Genomic DNA, 12955 nt, shown 5'->3' on the forward strand with positions numbered 1-12955 from the left:
ATGGTTATTTATAAAGTAATGTCTCGTTTTCGTAGATGTATGAAATTGAGAGATAAATTAAAAAAATTAGGTTCAGTTAGATTAGTTGTACATCGTACTTCTAGACATATTTATGCACAGATTGTTGCAGAAAATAATGCAAAAATTTTAGTATCTGCCTCTACGTTGGAAAAAGAAATAAAGCGCAAGATAACTGGATATACTGGAAATAAAAATGCAGCTTCTATTGTAGGAGAAGTTATCGCGAAGAGAGCACTAAATTTTGGTGTAAAAAAAATTTCTTTTGATCGATCTGGATTTAAATATCATGGAAGGATTCAAATGTTAGCAATGTCTGCTAGGAAGTTTGGTCTTGATTTTTAATTTTTTTTGTAAAATAAAGAGGATATAAAATGGCATTTGTTTCTGGAAAGCAAATTTCTGCTGAATTAAAAGAAAAGTTAATTTCAGTAAATCGTGTTTCTAAAACGGTTAAAGGAGGTCGAGTTTTTAGTTTTACTGCTTTAACTGTTGTTGGTAATGGGGTAGGAAAAGTTGGTTTAGGATATGGTAAGGCGCGTGAAGTTCCATCGGCTATTCAAAAAGCTATGGAAAGAGCTCGCCGAAATATGATTTGTATTATTCTTAATAATAATACAATACAATATCCAGTTTATGGGGTACATGTTAAATCTCGTATATTTATGAAACCCGCACATGAAGGTACTGGAATAATTGCCGGGGGAGCAATGCGAGCTATTTTAGAAGTTACTGGAATACGAAATGTATTGGCGAAAACTTATGGTTCTACTAATCCAATTAATGTTGTTCGCGCTACTATGAATGCACTTAGCAGTATGAAATCTTTATCTATGATTGCAGCAAAACGTGGAAAATCCCCGAAAGATATACTAAATTAGAAATGTGTGTAATTGAGACAAAATAATATGAAAAAAATGATTAAAGTTATTCAGATTCGTAGTTCTATTGGTGTATCAAAAAAACATAAGGCAGTTTTATTTGGATTAGGTTTACGACATATTGGTCATATTGTTTATAGAAAAGATACGAAGTCTGTTCGCGGAATGATTAAAATAATATTTTATATGGTAAAAATTGAAGAGTGTTGATTTTATATGGTTCATTTAAATAATTTGTCTGTATCCAAAAATAGAAAATATTGTAGGAAACGTTTTGGTCGTGGTGTTGGGTCTGGAATAGGAAAAACATGTGGAAGAGGACATAAAGGGCAAAATTCTCGTTCTGGAACTAGTGTATGTAGAAGATTTGAAGGGGGACAGACGCCATTTTATCGTCGACTTCCTAAATTTGGATTTATTTCAAAAAAATTTATGTTAACTAAAGAAATTCGTTTTTCTGATTTGAATAATGTAAAAGAAAATATTATTGACCTTGATGTATTGAAATCATATAAAATAATTAAGAAAAAGATTTTATATTGTAAATTGATATTATCTGGGAAGATTAGCCGAGCATTTATAATTAGAGGATTAAAAGTGTCTAAGGGAGCTCGTATTGCAATAGAAAATTTTGGCGGCGAAATTAAGGATGAGTAAAGATTATGTTTAATAATAAATATAAAAAATTTGGATTAAATTTTCAGAGCCCAAAAGATGGGATGGATGAATTAAAACGCAGATTATTTTTTGTTATTTTAGCACTTATTATTTTTCGGGTTGGTTCTTTTATTCCTATTCCAGGAATTGATACTATTAAGCTTTCAAAATTTCTTGAGTATCAACATGGTACAGTAGTTGATATGTTTAATATGTTTTCGGGAGGAGCTTTGAGTCGGGCTTCTATTTTTTCTTTGGGTATTATACCATATATTTCAGCGTCTATTGTTGTTCAATTATTGACTGTTGTTCATCCGAAGTTAATTGAAATTAAAAAGGAAGGCGGAGAGTATAGTAAAAAAAAAATTAATCAATATACAAGTTATTTTACTTTATTTTTATGTATTTTCCAATCTATTGGTATTGCTATTGTTTTACCTAAAATGTCTGCTATGAAAGAATTGATAATAAATCCAGGTTTTATTTTTTATATAACGACAGTAATTAGTTTGGTAAGTGGAACAATATTTTTAATGTGGTTGTGTGGACAAATTACTGAGAAAGGAATTGGTAATGGTGTTTCTATTATTATTTTTTCTGGCATTTTAGCAGGATTTCCTTCTGCTATTGGGGAAACTATAGAACAAAGTAGAAAAGGGGACTTACATTATTTATTATTATTGTTAATAATATTGTTTATGTTTATGGTTACATTTTTTGTTGTTTTTGTTGAACGAGGACAACGCCATATTATTGTGAATTATGCTAAGAGACAACAAGGAAGGAGAATGTATTCAGCGCATAGCACACATCTTCCGTTAAAAATAAATATGGCCGGAGTTATACCTGCAGTTTTTGCATCTAGTATTATTTTGTTTCTAACGACAATTTTATCTTGGTTTAGTAATATTGCAAAATGGAAATGGTTAAGTATTATTTCATTAAATTTGCAACCCAATCGACCTTTTTATATTTTATTGTATGTGATTTCAATTATATTTTTTTGTTTTTTTTATACAGCATTGGTTTTTAATCCCCGTGAAACAGCTGATAATTTAAAAAGATCAGGAGCATTTATATCTGGTATACGCCCGGGTGAGAAAACAGCACAATATATCAATAAAATAATGACAAAATTAACTTTAATTGGATCTATTTATATTGTTTTTGTCTGTCTGATACCTGAGTTTATGAGGATTGTGATGAGTGTTCCTTTTTATTTTGGGGGAACATCTTTATTAATTGTGGTTGTTGTTGTGATAGATTTTATTATTCAAATTCAAAATTTGGTTATGTCAAGTCAATATGAAACATTATTAAAGAAAGTAAATTTTAAAAAAAATTAATTTTTAAATTTGTATTTAATAGAATAATTGGATTATATAAAAAATGAGAGTTCGTGCTTCTATAAAAAAATTGTGCAGACATTGTATAATTGTTAAACGTCATGGTGTTGTTCGTGTGATTTGTGTTAATAATCCAAGACATAAGCAACGTCAGGGATAATTTTATTTTTATTGTATTTTGTGATATGCGTTAAATATTAAAATTTATATTTTTATAAATTTATTATATTTTATAAAATTTTGAATAGATTTTTATTTATTCATATGTTTTAAGTTTGGGTTTTTTATTAGAAATATGAGGTGAGGTTGTGGTTCGTATAGTTGGTGTTAATATTCCAGAAAATAAAAGTGTTATTATCGCATTAACTTCAATTTATGGTATTGGAAAGATCCGTTCTAGGAGAATTTGTTTTAGTTTGGGTATTGATGATACTTTAAAAATTAATAAATTGTCTGACAAACAAATTGATTTATTACGTAGTGCAGTTAGCAAATTTGTTGTCGAAGGAGATTTGCGAAGGAAAGTTTCATTAAGTATTAAGCGTTTAATAGATATTGGGGTTTATCGAGGGCTGCGTCATAAAAGAAATCTTCCTGTTCGGGGTCAACGAACTAAAACTAACGCCCGTACTAGAAAGGGTCCTCGTAAATCTATTAATAAATAAAATACAAATTGAAGAGTTATAAATTATGGTTAAGAGTACATCTTCTCGATCACTCCGTAAGCGAGTCAGGAAGAAAATTTTGGATGGAGTTGCACATATTCATGCATCTTTTAATAATACCATTATAACTATTACTGATTTACAAGGAAATACATTGGGTTGGGCTACATCTGGTAATTCTGGTTTTAAAGGATCTAGGAAATCTACTCCTTTTGCTGCCCAAGTTGCGGTTGAACGTTGTGTTGAATTAGTAAAAGATTATAATATTAAAAATCTTGAAGTAATAGTTAAAGGACCAGGACCTGGTAGAGAATCTAGCATTCGCGCGTTAAATTCTGCTGGTTTTCGTATTATGAATATTATTGATGTTACTCCTATCCCGCATAACGGATGTCGTCCTCCAAAAAAACGCCGCGTTTGATTAAATAAAATTATGTTTCATAATATAAAATGAAGATTTTTAGGAGTTAATTATTTTATGGCAAGATATTTAGGTCCAAGATTGCGATTATGTCGTAGAGAAGGAACAGATCTTTTTTTAAAATCAGGTATTCGTTCTATTGATTCTAAGTGTAAGATTGATCAATTTCCGGGTCAAAAAAAAAATTATAAATCTCGTTTATCTGATTATGGTATGCAATTGCGCGAAAAACAAAAAGTTAGACGAATATATGGAGTTATGGAACGACAGTTTAGAAAATATTATAATCATGCAGTTCGTTCTAAAGGTAATACCGGTGAAAATCTTTTACGGTTATTAGAATGTCGTTTAGATAATATTGTGTATCGTATGAATTTTGGATCCACTCGATCTGAATCTCGTCAATTAGTGAGTCATAAAGCAATTATGGTAAATAATCGTATTGTTAATATTCCTTCGTATTCTGTTCAAGTCAATGATGTTGTTTGTGTTTTCGAAAACGCTAGAAAACAGCTTCGTGTTCAAGTTGCATTGTCATTAGCAGAAAAACGAGAAAATTTAACATGGATTGAAGTTGATAATGCAAAAATGCAAGGAACATTAAAATATATTCCAAATCGTTGCGATTTTTTTTCAGGTATTGATGAACATTTAATTGTGGAACTTTATTCTAAATAAATGTTTTTAATATTTTATATTTTCGAGTTTAAGGATGTAAATAAAATGTGGAGTTCTACTGTAAAATTTTTAAAACCTCGTTTGGTTAATATTGAGAAAATTAGTTTCACACACGCCAAAGTAATTCTCGAACCTTTAGAACGGGGGTTTGGGCATACTTTAGGTAATGCTTTGCGTCGTATTTTATTGTCCTCGATACCCGGATATTCTGTGACAGAAGTGGAAATTGAAGGCATATTACACGAATATAGTACAAAAGAGGGTGTTAAGGAAGATATTTTAGATATTTTACTTAATTTAAAAAAATTAGCTATAAAATCTCATAGTAAATTACGGGATAGTTTTATATTGAAATTGAGTAAAACTGGGATTGGTCCAGTTTTTTTTGGTGATATTTCTCGTGATGATGATATAGAAATTGTTAATTCCGATTATATTTTATGCAATTTAACAAATGATAGTGTGTTTTTGAATATGTCTATCAGAGTGCAATTAGGATGTGGGTATGTTCCCGCTACTTCAAAAATTCGTTCTAATTTAATAAATAATAATAATGATCATCGTTCTATTAACTGTTTGTTAGTTGATGCGCATTATACGCCTATTGATCGAGTGAATTATATTGTAGAAGCAGCTCGTGTAGAACAGCGTACTGACTTAGATAGATTGGTTATTGATATAGAAACTAATGGAACAATTGACCCTGAAGAAGCTATCCGTTGTGCAGCAACTATTTTATCTGAACAATTGGAGGCATTTGTTGATTTTCGTAGTATTCATAAGCCTGAAATTGAAGAAGAAAAACCAGAATTTGATCCTATTTTATTGCGACCTGTGGATGATTTAGAGTTAACTGTTCGTTCTGCTAATTGTTTAAAAGCGGAAAGTATTCATTATATTGGCGATCTTATACAACGAACGGAGGTTGAATTGTTAAAAACTCCTAATTTAGGAAAAAAATCTCTTACTGAAATTAAAGATGTATTAGCTTCTAAAAAATTGTCCTTAGGTACATTTCTTGATAATTGGCCTCCAATTGATATTAAAAAATAAAATGAAATTTTGTTATATGTGTATTTTATGTTTTATTTTAGTAAGTAATTATTTTGTTTTTATTTCTATTTGAATAATAAATATAGGATTGGAGATAGGTATGGGAATTGTTTATCACGGTGCACGTTGCAGAAGATTAAATCGAAGTATTAATCATCGTTGTTCTATGTTTAGAAATATGGCAGTTTCTTTATTGTTTTATGAAAAAATTAAAACTACTTTGCCTAAAGCTAAAGAATTACGTCGTGTTGTTGAACCGTTAATTACATTATCTAAAATAGATAGTATTGCAAATCGTCGTAGAGTTTTTTCTTATGTTCGCAATGATAAAATTGTAAGAAAGTTATTTAATGAATTTAGAGTTAGATTTATGGATCGTCCTGGAGGATATATTTGTATTTTTAAATACGGGTTTCGCTTTGGAGATAAAGCCCCGATTGCTTTAGTTAAATTAGTAGAAGAAAATGAGTAATTTCTTAAAAAAAATTCCCCGACAAGGGAATCGGGGAAAATAAAATAAGCGAAAATGATCTTTTTTTTATAATACAGGAAAGAAAGGGTATTACATCATTCCTCCCATTCCACCCATTCCGCCACTTGCTGCACTTGGACCACTATTTATGTCATTTTTTTCTTCTTTTGGAAGATCAGTGATCATACATTCAGTGGTAATCATAAGTCCAGCAATAGAAGCTGCATATTGTAATGCTGATCTGGTAACTTTAGTTGGATCTAAGATACCCATTTCAATCATATTTCCGTATTGCTCTGTTGCAGCGTTGTACCCAGTGTTTCCTTCGCTACTTCTAACTGTATTAGCAATAACAGATGGTTCTTCTCCTGCGTTGGCTACTATTTGACGAAGAGGAGCTTCCATTGCTCTTCTAGCAACTTTAATCCCAACATTTTGATCCTCATTGTCTCCTTTTAAATTCATTATACTATTTGCAACTCGTATCAACGCAACACCACCTCCAGCTACTACTCCTTCTTCTACTGCTGCTCTAGTGGAATGTAGAGCATCTTCTACTCTTGCTTTTTTTTCTTTCATCTCAACTTCTGTTGCAGCACCTACTTTAATTACTGCTACTCCACCAGCTAGTTTAGCGACACGTTCTTGCAATTTTTCTCGATCATAATCAGAGGTTGCTTCATCTTTTTGTTGATTTATTTGGGCAACTCGACTATTGATAGCGGATTTGTTTCCAACTCCATCAATAATGGTGGTTGTATCTTTGGTAATAAGAACACGCTTAGCTTGTCCCATATCTTCTAAAGTTGCTTTTTCTAATTCTAAACCAATTTCCTCAGAAATTACTGTACCAGCTGTTAATATACCGATATCTTGCATCATGGCTTTTCTTCTATCTCCGAAACCTGGCGCTTTAACAGCAGCGACTTTTACCACTCCTCGCATAGTATTTACTACTAATGTAGCGAGAGCTTCCCCCTCTACATCTTCAGCGATGATTAGTAATGGTTTGTTGGATTTAGCCACGGATTCTAGTATCGGAAGCATTTCTCTGATGTTTGATATTTTTTTATCTGCTAGTAATATATATGGGTTTTCTAATTCAACTACTCCGCTTTCTTGTTTATTAATGAAGTAAGGTGATAAATAACCTCTATCAAATTGCATACCTTCTACGACATCTAATTCATCTTGCAATCCAGATCCTTCTTCAACAGTTATTACACCTTCTTTTCCTACTTTTTCCATTGCTTCAGCAATTAATTTACCAACTGTTTCATCAGAATTCGCAGAAATAGTTCCAACTTGAGCAATTGCTTTTGAGTCAGAACAAGGAACTGATAGTTTCTTTAGTTCTTTTACTGCTCCGATAACTGCTTTATCTATTCCTCTTTTTAGATCCATTGGATTCATTCCTGCAGCAACAGCTTTTAATCCTTCGTTGACAATGGCTTGAGCGAGTACAGTAGCTGTAGTAGTACCATCTCCAGCAGTATCATTAGCTTTTGAGGCAACTTCTTTCACCATTTGCGCGCCCATATTTTCGAATTTGTCTTCTAATTCAATTTCTCTAGCAACAGATACACCATCTTTAGTAATCATAGGGGCTCCAAAAGATTTGTCTAATACTACGTTTCGACCTTTTGGTCCTAATGTAACTTTCACCGCATCCGCTAACACATTCACACCGCGTAGCATCTTTATGCGACTGTCGCTACCGAATTTTACGTCTTTAGCTGTCATTTCAATTTTCCTATATAAAATTAGTTTGTGAAATAATAAAATTATAATGGATTTTATTTCTCAACGATAGCTAAAATGTCGCTTTCAGACATGATTAGCACTTCTTCGTTGTCAATTTTTTCTGTTTTTACTCCATACCCATCATTAAAAATGATAGTATCACCAATTTTTACATCTAGTGGCTTTATTTTTCCATTATCTAAAATACGGCCACAACCTACCGCTAGTACTTCACCGCGAGTAGATTTTCCTGCTGCAGAACCAGTCAAAACTATACCACCTGCAGATTTAGCTTCAACTTCTTTTCGTTTAACAATAACTCGATCATGTAATGGACGAATCTTCATAAATTCACTCCCTAAAATTGATAAAGTTTACATCGGTTGTGGTGTACGAGAAAACTTAATCTTTTTGTATTTGACAGACTTACCGCGGTAAACTTATTTATTTTCGGCTTAATAAAATGAAACTTAAATTCAAGCTTGATTTCTTTTGGAATTTGTAGAGAATTCAAGCAGTATCAATCTAAAGATGGGGGCATTCGATTAGGTTTCAAGAGGAAAATAGATTTTTTTTGTGTGTATGAGTTAAATATTTGTACGAATTTTTTGAATTTTAATATCTTTTTTTATGTTATTTACTTTTATATTAAAATTGTTTAGTGTAATGAGTTGGTTTATTTTTTAGGGGTAGTATTAATGAGGTTTGCTTTATCAGTTCGTGTGTGAAATTTTTCTATAAAGGTACATTTTTGAGTGGTTTTAATATTTTATATACTGTAATTTTTTGAGTTTTAGGAGAGATTTTTTAAAATTTTATTTTGTATGTGAAGATTTATTAGATTTGTTTATGTGGTTTTTACAGACATGTCATTCGTTCGATTTCTTTATTATTTATAAAAGTATGTTTTGGTTGTTTTTTATAATATGATGTAGTTGTATATTCGAAATTTACGTTTTGTTTTTTATGTTTGACATTATTTTTGTATTTTATAAATTTTTGTTTTTGTTATAGTTTTACATTCAATATTTTAACATTGATTTTTGTTTTTGAATTTATGTTGAGTTTGCTTTTTTAATTTTTTGGATTTGTTTTGTATATTATGTGGTTTATATTTTTTATGTTTTATGTATTATTTTCCTATATAGATGGACATTATTTTTAGATTTGGGTTTTTATGAAGTTTTGAGTTAGTTGTTTATGCAGGTATTGTATTTTGTTTACTCTATATTTTGGGTGTGTTCTAGTATTTTTTCAATGAACATTTTTAATTCAATAGATGAATTTATTATGTAAATATTTGTATTTTTTTTCAATATTCTGTGTAGTTCTCTTTCGCATTCTTGTAGTATAAAATTTAAATATTTTCCAACGTTTGTATCTTTACGAAGATTCTGTTGGATTTTGTTTATGTGTATTTCTAATCGGTCTAGTTCTTTTGTTATATCGATATTGTGAAGAAATGTAGTGATTGTTTCTTCTTCCGGTGTTATTGAATTTGTATTAATTTCTGTATTGTTTATTTTTTTTAGTATGTCTTGTTTGTTTGACATTATTACGAAAGGGAGTTCTGTTCGAATTTTTTGGATTTTATTGATCATTTTGTTGAGAAGTGTTGTAATTTCTTTTTTTATTATTTCTCCTTCAATTATTTTTTTTTTTATGAAATTATTTATTGCTTCTTCAAATGATGAAAGTAGTTTTTTTGCATCGATTGGATTGAAATTTTTTTTTGTTATTATTCCTGGCCATTTAAGGATAGAGAGTATGTCTGTATATCCTTCTTTGTTTTTTTGCTTTATCCATCTTATAGATTTTATTAGTTGTTTAGCTAAGTTTTTATTTAAATATAGTTGATTTTTTTTTTGTTGATTTTGTATTTTTTCAAAAAATAAATTGCATTCAATTTTTCCTCTTGAAATTTTGGAATAGATTTGTTTGTAAATTTTTGTTTTTAGGTGATAGAATTTTTGAGGTAGATTAATTTGTATTTCCAAAAAACGTTGACTAGTGGAACATATTTTCCATGAAGCTTTCCAAGATTGATTTTGAATTTTATGTGTTAAAAATGCATTCATATTAGCGATCATCTTTAATTTTTCCGAAAATTATTTTATAGATTTAATTTTTCGTTAATTTTTTGTAGAATAAAATATTTTAATTAGTAGCATGTTTGTAGTTTTTATTATAGATGATTGAAGTTATCTATTGCAATATTGGTTTGAATAATTTTCCGTTTGAAATATGGTATTGTTTGAACATAGGTTTTATTTATGGAGTTTTTTAGCTATCAATGATGTATTTTTTTATTGTTTGTTTTGATATGTTTATTTTTTTGATCTAACTTTATGAGATAGCATGTTGTTGAAGTTAAGAAAGAAATTTGTTTTATTATTTAATAAGATTATCTGGTTCGTTTTTTCAATTAAAACCTTATTTTATTTTTGTTGTTTTATATTGTTTTTTAAGTGTTAGAATTAATTTGATTTTGTAGGATAACTTTTTATTTATTTTAAGTAATAGGGTTTTATTTTCATTTGATATATTTGGATAAAAGCGCGATTATTTCTTGTTCTATAATTTGATTTTATTAAGTGTTTTAATGGTCTGTTTTGTTGTATCTTAAGGTAGTCTTTGAATGTTTAATTTTTGGAGAATTTTTCAGACGAAAAGTAAAATACGTATAGATTTTAATGTATATTGTGTTTTTTATTTTAAAATTATTATATTAAATTTTTTAGAAAATTTGTTTGTGGATTTCAATAGTGCTAATTTTTTTGTGGGGTTAATAAAGTAAGAATAGGTATATAAAGTGTTTTAAAGGTGCGAATATTGATTTAATTTTGTTAGAAATACAATAAAGGACATTTTAAGGACCCCTAGTGATCCGTTTTATACAAGTATTGATTTAATTTTTTATGAAATATTTAATTATTCCGTATATTTATTAATCAAAACTATTATTCCATTAAACATAGCGCTGAATCCTTTGATTAAGTAAATATTTATACAATGAAACTTATATGATAAAAAACAACTGCGTAATTTTTCTATTGTGAGATGTAATAATAAGTTTGGAATTGGAAGTAGAAACCTTAGGAGATTTTGTTCTAATATACATATCAGCTTATGGGTATTGAACTTGCAAATTTTTGTTACTCCGCAGTAATATAAAAGGATATATTATTTATTAGCATATTAATTGAGTCGTAATGGATTAATGAATTGGGAATAAACTTCTTTATATTGTTTTGGTAATTAACAAAAAAATTTTAAGTAAATTTTTGGTATATTGTTTCGTAGCCGATTTTATACATAGCTTTTTTACATAAAAACAGGTTATTTATTTGTTATTAGACGATAAAATTAGTTTTGATTCGGATGGTTTTAGATAAAGATTAGTAATACCATTTTTGTATGTAAGAGTATTGAATATTTTAGGGGAGTTTCGTACAGATAGAATAAGTATATTGTGTTAAGTTTTTGCATTGTTTTTAGTGATATTTTAGTTCTATTTTTATATATTTTCATAGGACAATATTAGTATTGTAATGCTTTTTTTCGAAAGATATTTAGAAATAATAACAAACATAATTGTAGATATTGTGATTAAATTTAAAATGTAAAATTGTTTTTATTTCTATTTTTTTGGTTTTTTGTTGTCTGTTTGATTTATATCTGTAATTATCGTAGAGACGATAATGATAATATTGCCATTTTATTATTTAAATAGAAATTTTTCGATAAGAAGTAAAATGTTATCAATTTTTCAAATTTTATTCCTCTTGTTTATAATGTTTGAAATTCAACACAATTATTGATAATAGAGAAAGAAGTATTGTTTAGATTAATTTGTTGTTCGATTTATTTTAGAAATTTGTTTTTTCATGATTTTGTAATGAGAAAGTTTCGCATTAAACTTTGATGTATGCAATTTGGCATATAGGATTTTAAGATATATAATTGTTTTTATCGGTCTGTTTATTCAACTTTGTGTTTCACAGAATATTTAAATTCATAATCTTTTAGATTTGTTCTTTGTTTGTTGTATATTTATTAACTTTAAATTTTTTGGAAATGCGGGTTTTTAGTTGAATAGTGTTAGATATGTTATGATATTTAAGTGACTTTCTGATGGTTTTTGTAATGTGTTTGTTGATTTTTTTTGTTTCTCTGGTTGGATTATTTATCCATTGAATGACTTGATTTCAGAATTTTTGCATGATTTATAATTTTTATTAAGAAATGTTTTGTATTATTTAATTATGAGAGAGTGATTTTTTATAAGTTCGTTTTGTTCGATATTAATTTCAAAGTTAAATTTTACATAATTTTATTTTTACTGTTTGTTATATAATTGTTAAAAAGTCGAATTTTTTGAATTTTATTTTTGAAGTTTACAGTTTTTATTTTATTTATTTTTGGTGTTTTTGTTTTGATGGATGTTTTTGGTTATGTTTGTATTTTATAGATTTTGTAAATAGGATTTTATTTTTCTTAATTTTTATGAAATTTTATGTAAAATCCTTGACAAATCGTGATTGTTATGTTAAAAATTAGGGTTTAATTTGAGTTACATAAATTATTACTCTATTCTTTATAAAACATGATATATTGAAGTTAAATGGCGACGATCAATCAATTAGTTCGAAAACCCAGGACAAAGAAAATTGTAAAAAGTAATGTTCCGGCATTGGGGGGGTGTCCACAGAGACGCGGGGTTTGTGTTCGAGTGTATACTGTAACTCCAAAAAAACCAAATTCTGCTTTGCGTAAAGTTTGTCGAGTTCGTTTGACTAATGGTTTTGAGGTAACTTCTTACATTGGTGGGGAAGGGCATAATTTACAAGAGCATTCAGTAATCTTAATTCGTGGAGGTCGTGTTAAAGATTTGCCCGGGGTTCGTTATCACGTTGTTCGTGGAGCTCTTGATTGTTCTGGAGTTAAGAATAGAAAAAATGGTCGTTCTAAATATGGAACAAAAAAGATAAAGGTTTAGTATATAGTTTATGTTTGTTTCA

15 protein-coding genes are annotated in these 12955 nt (G+C 28.8%); 12 read left to right on the forward strand and 3 right to left on the reverse strand.

Features of this window, described 5'->3' with window-relative positions; translation table 11 throughout:
* From rplR to rplQ, 11 genes are all read left to right on the forward strand, one after another.
* Entirely contained in the window at nucleotides 1-363 is a 363-nt protein-coding gene (gene rplR, locus WEOB_RS00480; protein ID WP_281263957.1) for a 50S ribosomal protein L18, read from the forward strand.
* A gap of 29 nt (nucleotides 364-392) precedes the next feature.
* On the forward strand, nucleotides 393-899 hold the full coding sequence (gene rpsE, locus WEOB_RS00485) for a 30S ribosomal protein S5 (protein ID WP_281263958.1): 507 nt from the start codon (nucleotides 393-395) through the stop codon (nucleotides 897-899).
* Nucleotides 900-926: 27 nt separating this feature from the next.
* Nucleotides 927-1109, forward strand: a complete 183-nt coding sequence (rpmD, locus tag WEOB_RS00490; protein ID WP_281263959.1) for a 50S ribosomal protein L30 — start codon at nucleotides 927-929, stop codon at nucleotides 1107-1109.
* Between the two features lie 6 nt (nucleotides 1110-1115).
* Nucleotides 1116-1556: a 50S ribosomal protein L15 gene (rplO, locus tag WEOB_RS00495; protein ID WP_281263960.1), complete on the forward strand. Its 441-nt coding sequence runs from the start codon at nucleotides 1116-1118 to the stop codon at nucleotides 1554-1556.
* A gap of 5 nt (nucleotides 1557-1561) precedes the next feature.
* Nucleotides 1562-2902, forward strand: coding sequence for a preprotein translocase subunit SecY (gene secY, locus WEOB_RS00500; RefSeq protein ID WP_281263961.1), 1341 nt, complete (start codon nucleotides 1562-1564; stop codon nucleotides 2900-2902).
* Nucleotides 2903-2945: 43 nt separating this feature from the next.
* On the forward strand, nucleotides 2946-3062 hold the full coding sequence (rpmJ, locus tag WEOB_RS00505) for a 50S ribosomal protein L36 (protein WP_281263962.1): 117 nt from the start codon (nucleotides 2946-2948) through the stop codon (nucleotides 3060-3062).
* A gap of 148 nt (nucleotides 3063-3210) precedes the next feature.
* Nucleotides 3211-3567, forward strand: a complete 357-nt coding sequence (gene rpsM, locus WEOB_RS00510) for a 30S ribosomal protein S13 (protein WP_281263963.1) — start codon at nucleotides 3211-3213, stop codon at nucleotides 3565-3567.
* Nucleotides 3568-3592: 25 nt separating this feature from the next.
* On the forward strand, nucleotides 3593-3988 hold the full coding sequence (gene rpsK / locus WEOB_RS00515) for a 30S ribosomal protein S11 (protein ID WP_281263964.1): 396 nt from the start codon (nucleotides 3593-3595) through the stop codon (nucleotides 3986-3988).
* Between the two features lie 57 nt (nucleotides 3989-4045).
* A complete protein-coding gene (rpsD, locus tag WEOB_RS00520) occupies nucleotides 4046-4666 on the forward strand; it encodes a 30S ribosomal protein S4 (protein WP_281263965.1) in 621 nt (206 codons plus the stop codon).
* A gap of 45 nt (nucleotides 4667-4711) precedes the next feature.
* The gene (locus WEOB_RS00525) at nucleotides 4712-5719 is read left to right on the forward strand and encodes a DNA-directed RNA polymerase subunit alpha (RefSeq protein WP_281263966.1); all 1008 of its coding nucleotides are present in this window, start codon (nucleotides 4712-4714) and stop codon (nucleotides 5717-5719) included.
* A gap of 100 nt (nucleotides 5720-5819) precedes the next feature.
* On the forward strand, nucleotides 5820-6191 hold the full coding sequence (gene rplQ, locus WEOB_RS00530) for a 50S ribosomal protein L17 (protein ID WP_281263967.1): 372 nt from the start codon (nucleotides 5820-5822) through the stop codon (nucleotides 6189-6191).
* Nucleotides 6192-6281: 90 nt separating this feature from the next.
* On the opposite strand, the gene groL is transcribed toward rplQ, so the two are convergent.
* From groL to WEOB_RS00545, 3 genes are all read right to left on the reverse strand, one after another.
* Nucleotides 6282-7934 (reverse strand): chaperonin GroEL, encoded by a 1653-nt coding sequence (groL, locus tag WEOB_RS00535; RefSeq protein ID WP_281263968.1) that lies wholly within the window; start codon nucleotides 7932-7934, stop codon nucleotides 6282-6284.
* Nucleotides 7935-7987: 53 nt separating this feature from the next.
* Nucleotides 7988-8281, reverse strand: a complete 294-nt coding sequence (locus WEOB_RS00540) for a co-chaperone GroES (RefSeq protein WP_281263969.1) — start codon at nucleotides 8279-8281, stop codon at nucleotides 7988-7990.
* 873 nt (nucleotides 8282-9154) lie between these two features.
* Nucleotides 9155-10024, reverse strand: coding sequence for a YicC/YloC family endoribonuclease (locus tag WEOB_RS00545; RefSeq protein ID WP_281263970.1), 870 nt, complete (start codon nucleotides 10022-10024; stop codon nucleotides 9155-9157).
* 2534 nt (nucleotides 10025-12558) lie between these two features.
* Between WEOB_RS00545 and rpsL the strand changes: the two genes are divergently transcribed.
* Complete coding sequence (rpsL, locus tag WEOB_RS00550; RefSeq protein WP_281263971.1) at nucleotides 12559-12933, forward strand: 30S ribosomal protein S12; 375 nt, start codon at nucleotides 12559-12561, stop codon at nucleotides 12931-12933.
* Nucleotides 12934-12955: the final 22 nt, after the last annotated feature.

The organism is Candidatus Westeberhardia cardiocondylae (assembly GCA_001242845.1).
In the GTDB taxonomy this organism is placed as follows: domain Bacteria; phylum Pseudomonadota; class Gammaproteobacteria; order Enterobacterales; family Enterobacteriaceae; genus Westeberhardia; species Westeberhardia cardiocondylae.

Bases quoted from the DNA above. Each gene is read 5' to 3' on its own strand.
- rplR (WP_281263957.1), top strand. From the start codon at position 1: ATGGTTATTTATAAAGTAATGTCTCGTTTTCGTAGATGTATGAAATTG.
- rpsE (WP_281263958.1), top strand. From the start codon at position 393: ATGGCATTTGTTTCTGGAAAGCAAATTTCTGCTGAATTAAAAGAAAAG.
- rpmD (WP_281263959.1), top strand. From the start codon at position 927: ATGAAAAAAATGATTAAAGTTATTCAGATTCGTAGTTCTATTGGTGTA.
- rplO (WP_281263960.1), top strand. From the start codon at position 1,116: ATGGTTCATTTAAATAATTTGTCTGTATCCAAAAATAGAAAATATTGT.
- secY (WP_281263961.1), top strand. From the start codon at position 1,562: ATGTTTAATAATAAATATAAAAAATTTGGATTAAATTTTCAGAGCCCA.
- rpmJ (WP_281263962.1), top strand. From the start codon at position 2,946: ATGAGAGTTCGTGCTTCTATAAAAAAATTGTGCAGACATTGTATAATT.
- rpsK (WP_281263964.1), top strand. From the start codon at position 3,593: ATGGTTAAGAGTACATCTTCTCGATCACTCCGTAAGCGAGTCAGGAAG.
- rpsD (WP_281263965.1), top strand. From the start codon at position 4,046: ATGGCAAGATATTTAGGTCCAAGATTGCGATTATGTCGTAGAGAAGGA.
- WEOB_RS00525 (WP_281263966.1), top strand. From the start codon at position 4,712: ATGTGGAGTTCTACTGTAAAATTTTTAAAACCTCGTTTGGTTAATATT.
- rplQ (WP_281263967.1), top strand. From the start codon at position 5,820: ATGGGAATTGTTTATCACGGTGCACGTTGCAGAAGATTAAATCGAAGT.
- groL (WP_281263968.1), bottom strand. From the start codon at position 7,934: ATGACAGCTAAAGACGTAAAATTCGGTAGCGACAGTCGCATAAAGATG.
- WEOB_RS00540 (WP_281263969.1), bottom strand. From the start codon at position 8,281: ATGAAGATTCGTCCATTACATGATCGAGTTATTGTTAAACGAAAAGAA.
- WEOB_RS00545 (WP_281263970.1), bottom strand. From the start codon at position 10,024: ATGATCGCTAATATGAATGCATTTTTAACACATAAAATTCAAAATCAA.
- rpsL (WP_281263971.1), top strand. From the start codon at position 12,559: ATGGCGACGATCAATCAATTAGTTCGAAAACCCAGGACAAAGAAAATT.